Origin of the sequence: Hydrogenophaga sp. ZJX-1 (genome assembly GCF_048590325.1) — a bacterium.
In the GTDB taxonomy this organism is placed as follows: Bacteria; Pseudomonadota; Gammaproteobacteria; order Burkholderiales; family Burkholderiaceae_C; genus Hydrogenophaga.
In genome coordinates this window covers 68,960-85,762 of sequence record NZ_JBMBRA010000011.1, presented here as the reverse complement: position 1 = coordinate 85,762, position 16,803 = coordinate 68,960, and the positions used below count along the sequence as shown (strand labels likewise).

17 protein-coding genes are annotated in these 16,803 nt (G+C 67.3%); 2 read left to right on the top strand and 15 right to left on the bottom strand.

Annotated elements, in window-relative coordinates:
- From ACN5W5_RS23395 to ACN5W5_RS23325, 15 genes are all read right to left on the bottom strand, one after another.
- Positions 1 to 806: electron transfer flavoprotein subunit alpha/FixB family protein (locus ACN5W5_RS23395; RefSeq protein ID WP_420048747.1), on the bottom strand; the 806-nt coding region annotated here is incomplete at its 3' end.
- A gap of 12 nt (positions 807 to 818) precedes the next feature.
- Entirely contained in the window at positions 819 to 1,568 is a 750-nt protein-coding gene (locus ACN5W5_RS23390) for an electron transfer flavoprotein subunit beta/FixA family protein (protein WP_420048748.1), read from the bottom strand.
- 93 nt (positions 1,569 to 1,661) lie between these two features.
- Positions 1,662 to 2,645, bottom strand: a complete 984-nt coding sequence (locus ACN5W5_RS23385) for a porin (RefSeq protein ID WP_420050817.1) — start codon at positions 2,643 to 2,645, stop codon at positions 1,662 to 1,664.
- Between the two features lie 177 nt (positions 2,646 to 2,822).
- Positions 2,823 to 3,632, bottom strand: coding sequence for an enoyl-CoA hydratase/isomerase family protein (locus ACN5W5_RS23380; RefSeq protein WP_420050816.1), 810 nt, complete (start codon positions 3,630 to 3,632; stop codon positions 2,823 to 2,825).
- A gap of 14 nt (positions 3,633 to 3,646) precedes the next feature.
- Positions 3,647 to 4,309, bottom strand: coding sequence for a 4-carboxy-4-hydroxy-2-oxoadipate aldolase/oxaloacetate decarboxylase (locus ACN5W5_RS23375; protein ID WP_420050815.1), 663 nt, complete (start codon positions 4,307 to 4,309; stop codon positions 3,647 to 3,649).
- Positions 4,306 to 4,968 carry an RraA family protein gene (locus ACN5W5_RS23370; protein ID WP_420050814.1) on the bottom strand — a complete coding sequence of 221 codons (663 nt, stop codon included), beginning with the start codon at positions 4,966 to 4,968 and terminating at the stop codon, positions 4,306 to 4,308. The genes ACN5W5_RS23375 and ACN5W5_RS23370 overlap by 4 nt, the downstream gene beginning before the upstream one ends.
- Positions 4,969 to 5,097: 129 nt before the next feature.
- Positions 5,098 to 5,769 carry an RraA family protein gene (locus ACN5W5_RS23365; protein ID WP_420050813.1) on the bottom strand — a complete coding sequence of 224 codons (672 nt, stop codon included), beginning with the start codon at positions 5,767 to 5,769 and terminating at the stop codon, positions 5,098 to 5,100.
- A gap of 21 nt (positions 5,770 to 5,790) precedes the next feature.
- Complete coding sequence (locus tag ACN5W5_RS23360; RefSeq protein WP_420050812.1) at positions 5,791 to 6,792, bottom strand: protocatechuate 3,4-dioxygenase; 1,002 nt, start codon at positions 6,790 to 6,792, stop codon at positions 5,791 to 5,793.
- A gap of 21 nt (positions 6,793 to 6,813) precedes the next feature.
- Positions 6,814 to 8,031, bottom strand: a complete 1,218-nt coding sequence (locus ACN5W5_RS23355) for a CaiB/BaiF CoA transferase family protein (RefSeq protein WP_420050811.1) — start codon at positions 8,029 to 8,031, stop codon at positions 6,814 to 6,816.
- An 11-nt stretch (positions 8,032 to 8,042) separates the two neighbouring features.
- Positions 8,043 to 8,483, bottom strand: a complete 441-nt coding sequence (locus ACN5W5_RS23350; RefSeq protein ID WP_420050810.1) for a Zn-ribbon domain-containing OB-fold protein — start codon at positions 8,481 to 8,483, stop codon at positions 8,043 to 8,045.
- A 5-nt stretch (positions 8,484 to 8,488) separates the two neighbouring features.
- On the bottom strand, positions 8,489 to 9,706 hold the full coding sequence (locus ACN5W5_RS23345; protein ID WP_420050809.1) for a thiolase domain-containing protein: 1,218 nt from the start codon (positions 9,704 to 9,706) through the stop codon (positions 8,489 to 8,491).
- A gap of 33 nt (positions 9,707 to 9,739) precedes the next feature.
- Positions 9,740 to 10,717, bottom strand: a complete 978-nt coding sequence (locus ACN5W5_RS23340; RefSeq protein WP_420050808.1) for a Bug family tripartite tricarboxylate transporter substrate binding protein — start codon at positions 10,715 to 10,717, stop codon at positions 9,740 to 9,742.
- Positions 10,718 to 10,785: 68 nt separating this feature from the next.
- Complete coding sequence (locus tag ACN5W5_RS23335; RefSeq protein ID WP_420050807.1) at positions 10,786 to 11,901, bottom strand: acyl-CoA dehydrogenase family protein; 1,116 nt, start codon at positions 11,899 to 11,901, stop codon at positions 10,786 to 10,788.
- Positions 11,902 to 11,935: 34 nt separating this feature from the next.
- Positions 11,936 to 13,129, bottom strand: a complete 1,194-nt coding sequence (locus tag ACN5W5_RS23330; protein ID WP_420050806.1) for an acyl-CoA dehydrogenase family protein — start codon at positions 13,127 to 13,129, stop codon at positions 11,936 to 11,938.
- 13 nt (positions 13,130 to 13,142) lie between these two features.
- Positions 13,143 to 15,293, bottom strand: coding sequence for an acetate--CoA ligase family protein (locus ACN5W5_RS23325; RefSeq protein WP_420050805.1), 2,151 nt, complete (start codon positions 15,291 to 15,293; stop codon positions 13,143 to 13,145).
- 343 nt (positions 15,294 to 15,636) lie between these two features.
- Between ACN5W5_RS23325 and ACN5W5_RS23320 the strand changes: the two genes are divergently transcribed.
- Both ACN5W5_RS23320 and ACN5W5_RS23315 read left to right on the top strand, forming a co-directional pair.
- Positions 15,637 to 16,383 carry a GntR family transcriptional regulator gene (locus ACN5W5_RS23320; RefSeq protein WP_420050804.1) on the top strand — a complete coding sequence of 249 codons (747 nt, stop codon included), beginning with the start codon at positions 15,637 to 15,639 and terminating at the stop codon, positions 16,381 to 16,383.
- 32 nt (positions 16,384 to 16,415) lie between these two features.
- Complete coding sequence (locus tag ACN5W5_RS23315) at positions 16,416 to 16,802, top strand: RidA family protein (RefSeq protein WP_420050803.1); 387 nt, start codon at positions 16,416 to 16,418, stop codon at positions 16,800 to 16,802.
- The last annotated feature ends 1 nt before the right edge of the window (position 16,803 follow it).

The window sequence follows — 16,803 nt, the reverse complement described above, 5'->3', positions numbered from 1 at the left end:
CCGGCCAGGTGCTGGATCGCGCCCGAGATGCCGCAGGCCACGTAGAGCTGCGGCGCGACGATCTTGCCGGTCTGGCCCACCTGCCAGTCGTTCGGGGCGTAGCCCGCGTCCACCGCGGCGCGGCTCGCGCCCAGCGCGGCGCCGAGCTTGTCGGCCAGCGGGGTCATGACCTCGTTGAACTTCTCGGCGCTGCCCAGCGCGCGGCCACCCGAGACGATGATCTTGGCGGCGGTCAGTTCGGGGCGGTCGCTCTTGGCGATCTCGCTGCCCATGAAGGTGCTCTTGCCGCTGTCGGCCTGCGCTGCCTGGGTTTCCACGGCGGCCGATCCACCGGCGGCGGCGGCGGGATCAAAGCCCGTGGTGCGCACGGTGATGACCTTGGTGGCGTCGGCGCTCTGCACGGTGGCGATGGCGTTGCCGGCGTAGATCGGACGCTCGAAGGTGTCGGCGGCGATCACCTTGGTGATGTCGCTGATCTGGCCCACGTCGAGCTTGGCGGCCACGCGCGGGGCGATGTTCTTGCCGCTGGCGGTGGCAGGGAACAGGATATGGCTGTAGGCCGATGCAATGGCCAGCACCTGGGCGGCCATGTTTTCGGACAGGCCGTGCGCGAGGTACTCGGCGTCGGCGTGGATGACTTTGGCGACGCCCGCGATCTGGGCAGCGGCGGCTGCTGCGGGGCCGGCGTTGTGGCCGGCGATGAGCACGTGCACATCACCCCCGCACTGGGCGGCGGCGGTGACGGTGTTGAGCGTGGCGCCCTTGATGCTGGCGTTGTCGTGTTCGGCAATGACGAGTGCGGTCATGTTGTTTCTTCCTCAGATCACTTTGGCTTCGTTCTTGAGCTTGTCCACCAGGGCGGCCACATCGGCCACCTTGATGCCGGCACCGCGCTTGGGCGGCTCGCTGACCTTCAGGGTCTTGAGGCGAGGGCTCACGTCCACGCCGAGGTCTTCGGGCTTGACGATGTCCATCTGCTTCTTCTTGGCCTTCATGATGTTGGGCAAGGTCACGTAGCGCGGCTCGTTCAGGCGCAGGTCGGTGGTGACGATGGCCGGCAGGCTGAGGCTCAGGGTTTCCAGGCCGCCATCCACTTCACGGGTCACGTTGACCTTGCCGTCGACCACTTCGACCTTGCTGGCGAAGGTGCCCTGCGGCAGATCGGCCAGGGCGGCGAGCATCTGGCCGGTCTGATTGCAGTCGTCGTCGATGGCCTGCTTGCCCAGGATCACGAGGCCGGGCTGTTCCTTGTCCATCAGCGCCTTGAGCAGCTTGGCCACGGCCAGCGGTTGCAGTTCTTCGGCGGTTTCCACCAGGATCGCGCGGTCGGCGCCGATGGCCATGGCGGTGCGCAGGGTTTCCTGGCACTGCGTGACGCCACAGGAAACAGCGATGACCTCGGTGACGACGCCCTTTTCTTTCAGGCGCACGGCTTCTTCGACCGCGATCTCGTCAAACGGGTTCATGCTCATCTTGACGTTGGCCAGGTCCATGCCGGACTGGTCGGCCTTGACGCGCACCTTGACGTTGTAGTCCACCACGCGTTTGACGGGGACGATGACCTTCATACATTCATTTCGTTGATGTGGATGAAAAAAAATCGCCGCCCGCAAGTGCGGGCGGCAACCCATTTTTGGGAAACTGCTATCTCAGGAACTGCATCAGAAACTGTGTTTGATGCCTGCGATGTATGTCAGCCCCGTCTCGTCCCTGCTGGGGGTGTCAGAGCTGACCTTGCCCGCTTCGGCAAACAGCATCGTGCGTTTGCTCAGGCTGTACTCGCCACCAAAGGCCACCGCCGAGGTGCTTGCCCCACCCTTGAACTTCTGGTTCTCGTAGCCGAGCTTGACTAGGAAGCCACCACCCAGAGGTACTCGAACAGCCGTGCTCCAGCGGTCGGATTCCGCCGTGGTGCCGTACGCATCCACATTCGAATAAGTCAAACCTGCCCTGGCCACACCGAAATCGTAGGAACCACCAACCGTCAGCACATCCTTGCCTTCAATGTTGTCCTTGGCAGAAGGGCTTACGCCGGCATTTTTGGTGATGCCCAGACCCAGGGCCAGCGGACCAACCTTGTAACGCAATGCCAGTTCGGTGGTATTGACCTTGTTGCTCGTCATCGACGATTTGGGTACAAAGGCGACGCCTGCTACGAACCCCTGCATCTCTGGCGTCTCGTACATCAGCATACCGTTGTAGCGCGTAGACGCATCCAGCGGGCCACCAAACACGGATGTTCCCAAACCCAGCGGCTTGTAGACATCCAGGGACGGGCGCAGCAGACCGTCCACAGGTCCCCAGAAGCGGCCCATGGAGACACCGCCGAACGAACCTGACAGGCTCAACCGGGTGTTGGCAAAGTGGTCGTGACCAGCTCCCGTGGAGCCATCGGTCGGGTTCAAACGGTAGTTCAGGAGCGCGCTGGCTTTGAGACCACCACCAAGGTCTTCGACCGAGCGAAAGGTGATGTTGTTGCCGGCAGCGTCCAGATTTTCGAGGCTGTTCTTGGAGGCAGTGCCGTTGGCTTTGGCAGATGCATGCTTCAGCCCGATCACGACGCCGCCAGAGAGGGTGACGTTGGATTGAGCCAGTGCGGCGCAAGAGGCAAAAACGGCCATAACGGGAACCAGATACTTCTTCATATGATGTCTCCTACTGCTAAACGAGATCGGATTTGGGGGAGATTGAGCGTCTCCAACGGGTCTTGTTGATTCACATTGCTTTGACGACACCCTCCTCTGCAATGGCTAACGGGTTGACCATCTCCGCCTTCTTGACAGCAGCGCTGAAACGACGGAGCGTCCATCGATAAGCCACAGCTACCTGCCGGCGAAACGTGCCTTGCGTTTCTCCTGAAAGGCCCGCCGTCCCTCGGCAAAGTCCTCGCTGCTGGAGGTCACGGCCTCCCGTGTGCGCATGGCATCCAGGTCGGTCTGACCGGATGCAATCTCGTTCAAGGACTGTTTGGTCGCCTGCACAGCCAGCGGGGCCAGATCGGCGATCTCGTTGACCAGATGGTCCACCGCAATGTCAAAGTCTTCCGGTGCGGCCAGCGCCTCGAAACACCCCATGTGCCACAGCATGTCAGCGGTGAATGGGCGCGCCGACAAGAATGCACGCTTGGCGCCTGACAGACCCAGTCGCGCCACGTAGCGCTGCAGGCCACCCGGGTAGTAGTGCAGGCCCAGCGCGGTGGCGGGCATGCGGAACTCGATGCCGGTCAATCCCACACTCAGGTCACAGGCGAGCATCAGGTCGGTGGCTCCGCCGTACACGCTCCCGTTGAGCGCGCACACCGTGATGGGTCGCAGCGCCGCCAGCGCGTTGGCCACGCGTTCGAACAACCGGGGGTCGCTGTCCTGCTCACTGAAGCTGCCGATGTGGTAACCGGCGCAAAACACAGGCCGAGGTTGCCCCTTGGTATTGGCTGTGAGTTTCAGTACGCGAATGCCTGGGTCGGCGTTGACTTGTTCGAACTGGCTCAACAAAGAGAGCAGGTCACCCGCTTCAAGGCGGTTGCGGTGCGCGGGTCGATTCAGAGTGAGGGTGGCAACGACACCCTCCACCGACAGCACCGGTGGGGACGCATCGTTCGCATCCAAATCAAACCGAGTTTGGTCGTGTGTCATCGGGTCGGACTCCGTCAGTTCCAGCCGTACACCGACAGGGTCGTTTCACCGGCTTCCAGACGACGCAAGATGGCGGCTTCTTCGGCCTCGCGCTGTTCGCCAGCAGCCACCACCTCGGCCGCGCGCGCGTGCGGGATCGCCACAACGCCGTCCGCATCGCCGACGATCAAGTCACCGGCATGCACCACCACATGACCCATGGTGACGGGGTGGTTGATCCAGCCCATGGCGCCGAAGTCCTTGCCCGTGCCCTGGATGCACAGACCGCGTGAAAACACGGGGAAGCCGATCTCGCCGAGCAGCACACCGTCGCGCACGCAGCCGTCGATCACCAGGCCGGCCATGCCGCGCACTTTCGCCATGGTGGTCATGATCTCGCCCCAGTAGCCGTGCTCGTGGGCACCGTTGGCAAACACCACCATCACGTCACCGGCCTGCGCGATGTCCAGCGCGCGGTGCAGCCAGAGGTTGTCGCCGCCGGGGGAATGAACGGTCAGCGCCGAGCCGGCGCAGCGGAACTGCGGCGCCACCGGCTTGATCGCCGAGGGCAAGGCGCCGATCTTCTTGCCGGCTTCGTGCAGGGTGGCGGTGGGCAGTCGGGCGGCGGCGGCCAGCAGCTCGGGGCTCAGGCGCTGAAAGTCCCGGCGGATGGTGAGGGTGGCGTCGTGGGGTTTCATGGGGTCTCGCGGGTCTGGAGCTGGTGGTACTTGAACTGCTTGCGCGCTTCGTCCAGCCGCACGCCGCTGCGCGCGGCCTCCCGGATGTGGTTCTCCGCGGCCTCGATCTCTTCCGCCACGTCAAGCACCCGGTCTTCGTGCTCCTTGGGGATCACCACCACGCCGTCGGTGTCGCCCTTGAGGATGTCGCCCGGCGCCACGCGGGCGCCGCCGATGTTGACCGGCACGCCCGTGGCTTCCACCTGCACGCGGTCCTTGCCGGTGCGCATCCAGTGGTCGATGGAGAACACCGGGTAGCCCAGCGACAGGCACAGGTGGGTGTCGCGGTTGATGCCGTTGATCACGGTGCCGGCGATGCCACGGCGGTGGGCGATCTCGGTCAGGATGTCGCCCCAGACGGTCGCGTCCTCGCGGCCGTTGTTGTCCAGCACGACCACGCTGCCGGGCGCCACGTCGTCGATGTAGTCGCCCACCGTGCCGCAGGGTTGGGCGGCCGGTCCGTACTTGAGCGTCCAGGCGCGGCCGGCCATGCGAAAGCTCGCATCGCGCGGCTTGATCTTGTAGCACTGGCCCACGATGCCCAGCTTGTCCAGGGCGTCGGACAAGGTCGGCGTGTCCAGCCGGGCGGCACGCGCCACGTTGTTGTCGGTATCACTCATTCAAAGGCTCCTGTTGGCTGCACAGCGGGTGTGCGAAGGGATGTCAAACCGGGAACACCGCGGAACCGGCTCCGCCGGGCCGCAGGTGTTGCCCCCTGGGGGGTGACGCCGCAGGCGGCGCGGGGGGGCTCAAGCTCTCAACATGTGTTCGTAGTTGCCGCCCATGACCTCGCCGATCGGCGTGCCCGCCAGGATCGCCTTGGCCATGGCGGCCTCCTTGGCCACGATCATTTCAGCGGCCTCCAGCACACGCTGAATGTCGGCGGCGGCGATGAAGATCACCGCGCTGCGGTCGGCCAGCACGTAGTCGCCAGGCATCACGGTGACCTCGCCGCCCAACGCGGCGCCGATGGTCACGGGAACCTGCACGCCCAGCTCGACCACGCGGCCGCGCGCGGTGCGCGAGGTCAGGCTGCGGCTGAACACCGGGAACTCGTAGGCCATGGCTTCGTCCACGTCGCGCAAGGGCCCGTCGGCCACCACACCGGCCACGCCGCGCACCTTGGCGCCCAGCGTCAGCAGGCCGCCCCAGCAGCCGGCTTCCAGGCCTGAGCGCTGCTCGACCACGATGACGTTGTCGGCACCAGACTGTTCGATGGCCGTGCAGCCCAGGTGTTTCGCCGGGCCGGGCGGCGGCTGGCCGGGGCCCACCTTCATGGTGACGGCGCGCCCGGCGATGCGGCCCCCGCCGCTGCGCTGGGTGAGGCCCGTGACCACACCGGGCAGCTGCAGCTTGTCCAGGGCATCGGAGACGGCGCAGGCGTCGAGCCGGCGCAGGCGTTGTACGTTGTGATCGCTCATAGAGGTTCCAGGTACAGGGGTTCAGAAAAGTGTTTTCCAGGCGGCGAAGGCCAGCCCGGTGCCGGTCAGCGCCGGGCTGCGGTAGCCGGGCTGGTACTCGATCCATTCCAGGTCGAGGTCGCGGGCCATCTCGCCCACCACCACCCAGTTGCGGATCTCCGAGCTGCCGGCCTGCAGCAGCTTCGGGTCCAGCGCGGCGAGCGCGGCGCTGTCCTTGTGGCGGATCGCGGTGATGACCTGCTGGTCCAGCGCCTCGTCCACCACGAAGTGGCTCAGGCCGCCGGAGGCGATGACGCCCACGCGCAGGTCCTGCGGCCAGGCCGCGATCAGCTCGCGCAGCGCCGCCCCCAGCGCCACGCAGCGGCGCGGCGTGGGCTGGTTGGGTGGGTCGAAGGTGTTGAGGATCACCGGGATCACCGGCAGCACCTGTTCCTTGAGCAGTCGGCGGTGGATGAACTGGAAGGCGTGGCCTTCGAACTGCCCGCGCTCCAGACCGTCCATCGCGGCGATGTCGAAATCACGGTCGCACAGCTGGCGGATCAGCCACTCGGCGAGGTCGCTCTGCACCGGGTAGTCGCGGTCCACCTCGGGCTCGTGGCGCCACATGCGCGCCGACTTGACCCAGTTGTCGCTGGGCGAGGCCGGCTCGCGCGCGGTGTTGCGGATGGTCTCGCCGTAGTAGATGGCGAAGGCCGGGTTGTTGGTGGTGCGGAACAGCTCGGTCTGGTCGTCGCCCACGATCAGCAGCACGTCGAGCCGGGCGTCCCGGATGCGCTGGCTCAGCTGGTCCATGGCGGCCTCGGCCGCGTCGTAACGCTCGCCCATCTTCTCGGGCGTGACCATGGCCTCAGCGCCGGCGGGCGCCGCAGCGAGCAGGGCCTCGTAGTCGGTCTTGTGACCGCTCTTGTCGTAATAGTGCACGTTCTTGGTGTCGATCACCCGGAAGCCGTGTTGCCAGTCTTCGCGCTGCGAGACCAGCATGATGCTGTGGGAAGAGCCGAAAGCGGCGACGAGTCGAGCCATGGGACAGCCTTTGCAAATACGTCAGACAACACACTGCGCGCGCAGCTCGGCGATGCGTTCCGGGCTGTAGCCCAGGCCGCTCAGGATGACCTCGGTCTGGTCGCCCTGGTGAGGCGCGGGCCGCAGCGGCCCCTCGTCGCGCGGGTAGCGCGAGAACTGCATGGGCAGGCCCACGACCTCGATGTCGCCCAGCTCCGGGTGGTGCATGGGGCGGGCGATGCCCAGGTGCCTGACCTGTGGGTCCTCGAACATGTGGTCCACGGTGTAGATGGGGCCACACGGCACACCGGCCTTCAGCAGGCGCTCGGTCCAGTCGGCCGTGGTGCGGGTCTTGAAGGCGGCGCCGACGGCGGCGTTCACGCGGGTGCGGTTCTGCACGCGCTCGGGGTCGGAGCCGAAGCCGGGCTCATCGATGAGCTGAGGCGCATCGAGCGCCACACACAGGCGCTTCCACATGGTCTGCCCGATGGCGGCCAGGTTGATGAACCCGTCGCTGGTGGCGAAGACGCCGGTGGGCACGGTCAGCGGGTGCTCGTTGCCGGTGGACTTGGGCACCTTGCGGTCGATCAGCCACTGCGCGGCCTGGAAGTCGAGCATGGCGATCTGAGATTCGAGCAGCGAGGTCTGCACCCACTGGCCCTCGCCCGACACCTCGCGCTCCAGCAGCGCGGCCATGATGGCCTGGGCGCAGAAGTGGCCCGAGCACAGGTCTGCGATCGGGATGCCGACGCGCATGGGGCCGTCTTCAGGCTTGCCGGTCACGCTCATGAGACCGCCCATGCCCTGGGCGATGGAGTCAAAGCCAGGCCAGTTGGCGTAGGGTCCGTCCTGACCGAAGCCCGAGATGCTGGCGTAGACCAGCCGGGGGTTGATGGCGCGCAGTGCGTCGGGGCCGATGCCCAGGCGGTACTTCACGTCGGGCCGGTAGTTCTCGATGAACACGTCGGCCGTTTTCACCAGTTCTTGAAGAATGGCCAGCCCCTCGGGCTCCTTCATGTTGAGGGTCAGGCTCTCCTTGTTGCGGTGCAGGTTTTCGTAGTCGGCGCGGTTGTGGTCGCGCCCGCCGATCATGTCGTCGCCGCCGGGGGCGCCCGGGGGAATCTCCAGTTTGATGACGCGCGCGCCCAGGTCGGCGAAGGTGCGGATGGCCGTGGGGCCGGCGCGCACGCGCGACGCGTCCAGTATGGTGAAGCGCGACAGCGGGCCTTTGCGCGGCGGGATCGGTTCGGGTGTGGTCATGGGCGGTGATCTCAAACGAGAGTGAACATGGGCACGGCGTGACCGCCTTCACTGGGCTTGAAGACCACGCGCACGGCTTGGCCGATGACCACCGCCGCAGGGTCGCAGTCCACCAGGTTGCTCATCAGCGTGACGCCTTCGGTCAATGTGACAAAGGCCAGCGTGTAGGCCGCTTCGCCCTTGCCCATGGTGCTGAAGGAATACACGGTGCCGGTGCCCACGGCCTGTTGCCACTCGGTGTCGGCGCTGAGGCAGTGCGGACAGATGTCGCGCGGGTAGTGGTGCACTTCGCCGCAGGCCTTGCACCGCTTGATCAGCAGGCGGCCCTCGTCGGCCGCCGTCCAGTACGGCAGGGTTTCGGGCAGCACGCGGGGCGCCGGAATCTTTCGCGGACCGGCGGCAGGCGCGGGCGGGCGTGCGGGTTTGTCTTGCAGGGTGTCGTGGGTGCTCATGGTGTTCAGACCCTTTCGAGAATCAGGGTGGCGGCGGTGTGGCGCGAGGCCAGCGCGCCGCCGATGCCGCTGGCCAGCGCCAGGCCGCAGTTGGGCACCTGCACGGCGGGGTGCGCTTCGCCGCGCAACTGGCGCACGGCCTCGATGACCTTGGTGATGCCGCCGCGGTTGGCCGGGTGGTTGTTGCAGAGGCCGCCGCCGTCGGTGTTGAAGGGCAGCCTGCCCACGCCCGAGATCAGGTTGCCGTCCATCACGAAGCGGCCGCCCTCGCCCTTCTTGCAGAAGCCCAGGTCTTCGAGCTGCATCAGCACGGTGATGGTGAAGCTGTCGTAGAGCGAGGCGTACTGGATGTCGGCGGGCGTGACGCCGGCCTCGGCAAACGCCATGGGGCCCGACCAGGCCGCGGCCGAATACGTGAGGTCCATCCGGCCGCCCATGCCGTGTTTGGGCGCTTCACCGGTGCCGCGCACCCTCACCAGCGGGCGACCGCTCTTGCGCGCCAGTTCGCGGGCAATCTCCGGCCGCGCGACGATCAGCGCGCCACCGCCGTCGCTCATGACGCAGCAGTCCAGCCGGTGCAGGGGGTCGCTCACCAGCGGTGAATTCACCACGTCGTCCACCGTGACCACGTCGCGCAACATGGCGTGGGAGTTGTGCTGGGCGTGGTGCGATGCAGCCACCTTGATCCAGGCCAGCTGCTCGGACGTGGTGCCGAACTCGAACATGTGGCGCTTGGCCACGGCCGCGTACAGGTTCTGCGTGGCCGGGCCATAGGGCAGCTCAAAGGCCAGTTCCGGCGCGTCGGGGTCGGGCGGGCGCAGGGCCAGCGGCGCCTTGCCGCCCTTGCCTTCCTTGGCCGCCGCCTGGGCCGCGGCCATCTGGGCGCGCGGGCGGCCCGCCAGGGTGATCAGCGCCACGTTGCAGCGGCCGGCGGCGATGGCCTCGGCCGCGTGCGCCACGTGCAGGATGGGCGCGGAGCCACCACACTCGGTCGAGTCCACATGGCGCAGCTTCAGGCCCAGGTACTCGGCCACGGTGGTGGTGCCCAGGCCCGGCGCGTCGCCGGCGCAGAAATAGCCGTCGATGTCGTTCTTGGACAGGCCGGCGTCGTCCAGCGCGCCCTTGGCCACGTCGGCGTGCAGGCGCACCACGGACAGCTCGTCCGCCTTGCGTGTGGGGTGTTCGTAGGCGCCCACGATGCAGGCGGATCCGTTGAGGCTCATGGTGGCTGTTTGGGGTGGGTTAAGAGCGGTGCTTCACTGCTCGGGCGTGAAGCCGGTTGCCTTGATGACCGGGGCCCAATAGGCCAGCTCCTTGCGTTGCAGGCGGTCCATTTCTTCGGCGGGGCGAAAGTCCGGATTCAGCGTGACCTTGATCAGGGCGTCGCGCACTTCGGGCAGCGCCAGCGCGTACTTCAAGGCGTTCTGCACCTGAGCCAGCTTGTCCTTGGGCGCGTTGGCCGGGGCCCACATCCCGGTCCAGGCGTCACCGGTGTCGATGTTGATGCCCTGCTCCTTGAAGGTTGGCACGTCGGGCAGCAGGGGCGAGCGCCGGGCACCAAACACGCCGACCATGCGCACCTTTCCACTCTTGTGGTGTGGAAGGATGTCCCCGGCGGTCATGACGCCTGCCGGCACCTGTCCGCCCAGCAAATCGGTCACCATTGGACCGTTACCACGGTAGGGAATGACCTGCAGATCCACGCCAATCGCCTTGCCCAGCTGGATGCCGCTGAAATGAGTGTGGCCACCAGCCCCGGCTGAACCGAAACTGCCGTCCTTGACGTTGGCCTTCACCCAGGTCACGTACTCATTGGCTGTTTTCACACCCGTCTGCTGGCCCACTGCCAGTGCCAGCGGGTAGGAAACCACCACCCCCACGGGTGCGAAGTCCTTCAGCATGTCGTACTTCAGGACATCGGGCGGGTACAGCAGGGTCTGGAAGACTGGGGTCGCGTTGGGCGCGATCATGTACGTCAGGCCATCGGCCGCGCTGGTCTTGAGCGCTTGCGCGGCCAGGCGGCCCCCTGCGCCGGCCTTGTTCTCGACAATGATGGTCTGCTTGAGAACCACCGACATCTTCTCCGCCAGGAGGCGAGCCACGGTATCGGTCGAGCCGCCGGGGGGGAAACCCACCAGAAACTTGATGGCAAATTTGTCTTGTGCCTGCACATTGAGTCCCAGACCCAACAGGGCGGCGGCCATCACGGCCGAAAAAGTCTTTCTGTTCATCATGCTTGTCTCCTGGTTGTTTTGAAATGAAGGCTGAAAAATGCATCCATCGTGCTGTCGGGATCGACCCCTCACACCCGTTTCAGGTGCCAGCCAGCGTCGCCGAACAGTTGCCCGATGACGATCAGGCGTTTGGCGCAATGGCTGACCCGGCACTCGTCGGTCATGCCCATGGCGCCATGCATCTGGATCGCCGACAAACCGAGCTGGCGACCCCACTGGCTCACCAGCACCTTGGCGGCCGACACCAGGCGGCGGCGCTGGGCCGGATCGCCCGCGTCCACGGCCATGGCGGCGGCGCAGGCCATGGACTTCAGCTGCTCCAGCGCGATGGCCATGTCGGCCATGCGGTGCTGCATCACCTGGAACTTCGCCAGCGGCGCGCCAAACTGTTTGCGGGTGCGCAGGTGCTCGGCGGTGTGCACCATGAGCGCGTCCACCACGCCCACGGCCTCGGCGCACAGGGCGGCGATGGCCGCGTCCAGTGCGGCTTCCACCGCGTCGGCCGCCTCGCCGGGCATGCCGAGCACGCGATCAGAAGCCACCACCACATCGGTCAGCGTGACGTGGGCCGCGCGGCGGCCGTCCAGCGTGTCAAAGCCCCGCACCTGCACGCCGGGCGCGTCCGCGTTCACCGCGAACACTGTCAGGCCCTGGCGCTCGTCGCCCTGCCCCCCGGTGCGCGCCACCACCAGCAGCAAGCCGGCGCTGTCGCCCTGCAACACGCCGGTCTTGCGGCCGTTGAGCACATGGCCTTCGGGCGTGGCGCGGGTCAGCAGCTGCGTGCGCTGCCAGTCGTAGCGGGCACCGTCTTCGTACAGCGCGACGCTGGCCTGCAGCTCGCCACTGGCCAGACGGGGCAGCCAGCGCTGCTGTTGCTCGGTTGAACCCAGGCGCATCAGCAGCTGGCCGGCCATCACGGTGCTGGCCACGAAGGCGCCACCGCCCAGGGCGCGCCCCAGTTCCTGCGCCACCAGCATCACCTCGACCGGGCCCTGCTCGCTGCCTCCGGCGTCGGCCGGGAAGGGCAGGCCCAGCAGGCCCAGCCCGGCCATGCCGGCCCAACGGCCCTGCGACTGCTCGGGTGTCTCGGCGTTGCCGCGGTGTTCGGCTGGGTACTCACCGTCGCAGAAGCGTTGCACCGCTTCGCGCAGTGCCAGATGGTCGTCATTCAGAGAGAAATCCATGGCGTGTCCTTGGGGCTGCGGCTGTGGTCAGGGCTCAGAACGCGTCGAGCGTGGCCCGGGCGATCAGGTTGCGCTGCACCTCGTTGGTCCCGCCGTAAATCGTGAGCTTGCGGGCGTCGAGGCAGTTCGCGGCCAGCGCCACCAGCGTGGGGTCGGTGACCGCTTCGTCCAGGTGCTCCAGGTTCTGCGCGTCGAGCGAGAACGGCACCGCATCGGGCCCGGCGATGTCGAGCAGCGCCTCGAAGATGGCCTGGCGCAGCTCGGTGCCCCGCACCTTGAGCATCGAAGCCTCCACCGCGGGCGTGCGGCTTTGCTGGTGGGCGCTCAGCAGGCGCAGCGCGGTGAACTCCAGCGCCATCAGCTCCACCTCGAACTGGGCCAGTCGCGCCTGCAGCACCGGGTCGTCGCCCAGGTCCTGCTGCTCGGCCAGCTGGCGGGCCCGGGCCAGCTGCTGCTTGCAGGAGCCGATGCCGGCAATGCCGGTGCGCTCGTGGCCCAGCAGGTATTTGCCATACGACCAGCCCTTGTGCAGCTCGCCCACCAGGTTCTCCACCGGCACGCGCACGTTGTCGAGGTAACACTCGTTGAGGTCGGTGCCGCCTTCGAGCATGCGGATCGGGCGCACGGTGAGGCCGGGCGAGGCCATGTCGATCAGCAGAAAGGAAATGCCTTCCTGTGGCTTGCTGGCGTTGGGGTCGGTGCGCACCAGCGCGAACATCATCGAACACCATTGGGCGTACGAGGTCCAGACCTTGTGGCCATTGACCACGAAGTGTTGGCCGTCGGGCTCCAGCACGGCGGTGGTGCGCACGGCGGCGAGGTCGGAGCCGGCGCCCGGTTCCGAGAACCCTTGCGCCCACCAGGTGTTGCTCTGGCGGATGTCGGGCAGGTACTTGCGCTTCTGTTCTTCGGTGCCAAAGGCGTGCAGCACCGGACCCAGCATCTGGATGCCGCTGGCGATGATGCGCGGCGCGCCGCCCAGCAGCGTTTCCTCGTCGAAGATGTAGCGCGGCACATGGTTCCAGCCGGGGCCGCCGTGTTCGACCGGCCAGCCCGGCGTGAGCCAGCCGCGCGCTTCGAGAATGCGGAACCAGGTCACGTAGTCGGCGTGTTCCAGGCGCAGGCCCAGTTCCACCTTGCGGCGGATGTCGGCCGGCAGATGGGCTTTGACGAAGGCGCGCACTTCCAGGCGGAAGGCCTCGTCGGCGGCGGAAAACTGAAGTTTCATGGTCGGGGGTCTCTCAGGCGGCCGCGGCCACCACCAGCGCGTCCAGCGCCAGCACGGGCTGGGCCGACCCGGCGGGGTAGGCCACCAGGGGGTTGATGTCGATCTCGGTGATGGCGGGGTTGGCCCGCATCTGCGCGCCCACCTGCGCGACCACCCGGGCAATCGCGTGCAGGTCCACACCGGCCGCACCGCGGATGCCTTGCAGCACCACAGCGGCCTTGAGGCGGCCCAGCTCCACCACGATGTCGGCCACGGCCATGTCGGCCGGGATCAGGCGCACGTCCTTGAGCGCCTCGATCCAGATGCCGCCCAGGCCCACGAGCACCACGGGGCCCCACTCGGCGTCGCGTCTGGCACCCACCACCAGCTCCAGCCCGCGCGGCCCCATGGCCTCGACCAGGGCGCCGTCCAGCACCAGCCCGGGCCGGTGGCTCGCGACGCTGGTGTGCAGGCGCGTCCAGCCCGCGCGCAGGGCGGCTTCGTCGGCCAGGCCCACGAGCACACCGCCCACGTCGCTCTTGTGGGGCAACTCGCTGGCCTGCGCCTTGAGCACCACCGGGTAGCCCACGGTGGCGGCGATGCGCACCGCCTCGTCGGCGCTGGTGGCCAGCGCACCCTGTGGCACGGCCAGACCGGCCTGGGCCAGCCAGGCCTTGCCCTGGTATTCCGGAAAGATGCCGTTGGCCGGCACCGCGCCCGGCAAGGGCAAAACGGGCGGCAGCTCGCGGGTGGCGCGGGCGGCGCGCTGCAGGGCCTCGCCGTAGGCGGCCACCTGGCGCAGGGCGCGCAGGGCGCGGTCAGCCGAACGGAACAGCGGCACCCCGCTGGCCGTGATGGCGTCGATGAAGAACGGCTCCACGGCGCTGCCGTCACCAGTGAGCACCAGCACGGCGGGCTTGGTGGCGCGCGCGATGGCGGGCACGATGTGCTCGGCCTTGTCGCGCTGCGCCATCTCGGGGCCGACCGGAATGGCCAGCACGAGGTTGCCGATGCCCTCGTCCGCCAGCAGGGTCAGCAACAGCTCGCCGATCAGGCCCGGCTGGCGCACGCCGATGGTGGTGTAGTCCAGCGGGTTCTCGGGCACGGCGTAGGCCGGCAGCAGCGCGGTGAGCTGGGCCACCGTGGGTGCGGTGAGTTCGGGCAGCGCCAGGCCAAGGTCGTCGGCAAAGTCGAGCGCGATGTTCTTCATGGCGCCGGAGCCGGTCATGAAGGCCGTGCCGCCCGCTGGCGGCTGCGGGTAGCGCAACAGGATGGCGCTGGTGTCGAGCAGTTCGTCCAGCGACCCGACCACCACCACCGCCTCGCGCTGGAGCAGGGCACTGGCCGTGGCGTGGTCGCCGGCCAGCGCGCCGGTGTGCGACTGCGCGGCCTCACGGGCCCGGGCGCTGCGCCCTGGCATCAGCAAGACCAGCGGCTTGCCCGCGGCCCGCGCCTGCGCCGCCAGCTGCAGGAACAGCTGCGGGCGGCGGATCTGCTCCACGTACACCGTGATGACGCGGGTCTGCGCATCGCTGATGTGGTGCGCCAGCACGTCCTCGACCGAGACCGAGACTTCGTTGCCGGTGGAAAACACCGAGGTCACCGGCACGCCGCGGCCCAGGAACGCGTCGCGCAGGTTGGCGGCCATGAAACCGCTCTGCGCCACCACGCCGACCCCGGGGCGCTGCTCGCGCTCGCGCGCCGCCAGCGGCTCGAAGGTGACGGGCACGCCCGCCGCCAGGTTGGTGAAGCCCATGCAGTTGGGGCCTACCAGCAGGATGCCGGCCGCCCGCGCAGCCTCGGCCAGCGCCTGCTGCCGGGTCTGCCCCTCCTCGCCCGCCTCCGCATAGCCCGAGGCAAACAGCACCGCCGCGTGGCAACGGCGCGCGGCCAGGGCCTTCACCGACTCCATCACGCCCGACTCGGGAATCGCCAGCACCGCCAGATCGATGCCCTCGGGCAGCGCGTCGATGGTCTTCACACAGGGACGCCCCTGAATCTCATCGCTGCTGCGACTGACCAGGTGCAGCGCGCCGTCGTAGCCAAAGCGGTCCAGGTTGCCCTGCACGAAGCCGCCGAACGAACGCGGGTCGGCGGACGCACCCACGATCACGATGGAACGCGGCCGAAGGATCCGGTCCACCGGCAAGGCCACCGACGCACACGCTGAAGCAGGCTGAGACATGCAAAAACACCTTTCTGGTATGTCGAACGCGGCACCTGAGTGCACCGACGTGTTCTTTCTGTCGGCGATTCTGGCATACATAAAATGTGTTTTCAATACACCACGATAGGCAAAATTGGTTTTATAGGGTTTACACCGAGACCCTTCAAAGCCTGTAACCCTCCAATAGAAACACGAAGTTCTCCATGTATTCCGGGCCTTTTACCCATGACAGCGGCGGTTTTCCGCTGCCCGCCGTCCACTGTGGTTAGGATGGAATCTGATCGCTGGAGTCGCCATTTGTGGCATCCATTGATTTTTTTATTGCATACCACAACAACTTGGAGGTATATTTGCCATGCCCATGGAAAACCTTGTCCACCTCGACCCCCTGAACGACCCCGATGCCGCGGTGCCGAGCGACGACGCGCGCCCGCGCGGCGGCCGGGCCAACGAGATCCGGAACGCGCTGCAGGAGGAAATCGAATCTGGCAAGCTGCCCCCGGGCAGCCCGCTGGACGAACGCGCGCTGGCCGCGCGTTTCCAGGTCTCCCGCACCCCCGTGCGTGAAGCGCTGCAGCAGCTCGCCGCCCGCGATCTGGTGCGCATCGCGCCGCGCCAGGGCATGTCGGTGGCCCGCCTGTCCATCAGCCAGGTGCGCGCCATCATGGAAACCATCGGCGAGCTCGAAGGCGTGTGCGCCAGGCTCGCGGCACGCCGGGTGGACGACGAACTGCGCACCCAGCTGGACGCGGCCCTGCAGCAATGCCAGGACGCCGCGATTCAGGGCGGAACCGAGGAGTACGCCCTGGCCAACACCGCTTTCCACGAAGTGATCTATGTGGGCAGCCGCAACACCTACCTGGCCGACCTGATCCGCACCGCACGGCGCCAGATCTACCGCTACAGCCTGCGCAATTTCGTGACCAAGGCGCAGATCAACAAGTCGATGCAGGACCACCTGAAGGTGGCGCGCGCCATCCAGGACGGTGACGAAGCCACCGCCGCCCACCAGATGATCCTGCACGTGCCCTCGGGCTCCACCGGGTTCTCCGAATTCCTCGCCCGCATGCCCATGAGCCTGTTCGAAACCGAAGCCGGCGAATCCTGACGCGCCCGGCCCAACACCCACCCGTCCCCACCATGCCACGCCCTCCCCGATCCATCGACGTCCCCGGCGCCTCGCACAACGCGCCCATCCCGGCGGCGGCCCGTGTGGGCCCGCTGCTCTGCACCTCGGCGGTGTCGGGCAAGGACGCGGCCACCGGCCAGTTGCCCGCCGACGCGGCCACCCAGGTGCGCCACACGTTTGCGAACCTGCGGGCGGTGCTGCAGGCGGGCGGGGCCTCGCTGGACGACGTGGCGAAGTTCAGTGTGACGATCAAGGACAACTCGGTGCGCGAGCCCCTCAACGCCGAATGGCTGGCCTGCTTCCCGGACCCGCACGACCGCCCGGCACGCCACATCGTGGTGCAGGACCTCCAGCACGGCCTGTGGCTGCAGATCGAGGTCATGGCCTTCGTTTCGTAAC

What these genes read in the sequence shown, in the direction of transcription:
- ACN5W5_RS23365 (WP_420050813.1), bottom strand. Translation starts at nt 5,769, where the DNA reads ATGAGCGATCACAACGTACAACGCCTGCGCCGGCTCGACGCCTGCGCC.
- ACN5W5_RS23390 (WP_420048748.1), bottom strand. Translation starts at nt 1,568, where the DNA reads ATGAAGGTCATCGTCCCCGTCAAACGCGTGGTGGACTACAACGTCAAG.
- ACN5W5_RS23370 (WP_420050814.1), bottom strand. Translation starts at nt 4,968, where the DNA reads ATGAGTGATACCGACAACAACGTGGCGCGTGCCGCCCGGCTGGACACG.
- ACN5W5_RS23315 (WP_420050803.1), top strand. Translation starts at nt 16,416, where the DNA reads ATGCCACGCCCTCCCCGATCCATCGACGTCCCCGGCGCCTCGCACAAC.
- ACN5W5_RS23385 (WP_420050817.1), bottom strand. Translation starts at nt 2,645, where the DNA reads ATGAAGAAGTATCTGGTTCCCGTTATGGCCGTTTTTGCCTCTTGCGCC.
- ACN5W5_RS23350 (WP_420050810.1), bottom strand. Translation starts at nt 8,483, where the DNA reads ATGAGCACCCACGACACCCTGCAAGACAAACCCGCACGCCCGCCCGCG.
- ACN5W5_RS23335 (WP_420050807.1), bottom strand. Translation starts at nt 11,901, where the DNA reads ATGGATTTCTCTCTGAATGACGACCATCTGGCACTGCGCGAAGCGGTG.
- ACN5W5_RS23380 (WP_420050816.1), bottom strand. Translation starts at nt 3,632, where the DNA reads ATGACACACGACCAAACTCGGTTTGATTTGGATGCGAACGATGCGTCC.
- ACN5W5_RS23325 (WP_420050805.1), bottom strand. Translation starts at nt 15,293, where the DNA reads ATGTCTCAGCCTGCTTCAGCGTGTGCGTCGGTGGCCTTGCCGGTGGAC.
- ACN5W5_RS23320 (WP_420050804.1), top strand. Translation starts at nt 15,637, where the DNA reads ATGGAAAACCTTGTCCACCTCGACCCCCTGAACGACCCCGATGCCGCG.
- ACN5W5_RS23375 (WP_420050815.1), bottom strand. Translation starts at nt 4,309, where the DNA reads ATGAAACCCCACGACGCCACCCTCACCATCCGCCGGGACTTTCAGCGC.
- ACN5W5_RS23360 (WP_420050812.1), bottom strand. Translation starts at nt 6,792, where the DNA reads ATGGCTCGACTCGTCGCCGCTTTCGGCTCTTCCCACAGCATCATGCTG.
- ACN5W5_RS23330 (WP_420050806.1), bottom strand. Translation starts at nt 13,129, where the DNA reads ATGAAACTTCAGTTTTCCGCCGCCGACGAGGCCTTCCGCCTGGAAGTG.
- ACN5W5_RS23355 (WP_420050811.1), bottom strand. Translation starts at nt 8,031, where the DNA reads ATGACCACACCCGAACCGATCCCGCCGCGCAAAGGCCCGCTGTCGCGC.
- ACN5W5_RS23345 (WP_420050809.1), bottom strand. Translation starts at nt 9,706, where the DNA reads ATGAGCCTCAACGGATCCGCCTGCATCGTGGGCGCCTACGAACACCCC.
- ACN5W5_RS23340 (WP_420050808.1), bottom strand. Translation starts at nt 10,717, where the DNA reads ATGATGAACAGAAAGACTTTTTCGGCCGTGATGGCCGCCGCCCTGTTG.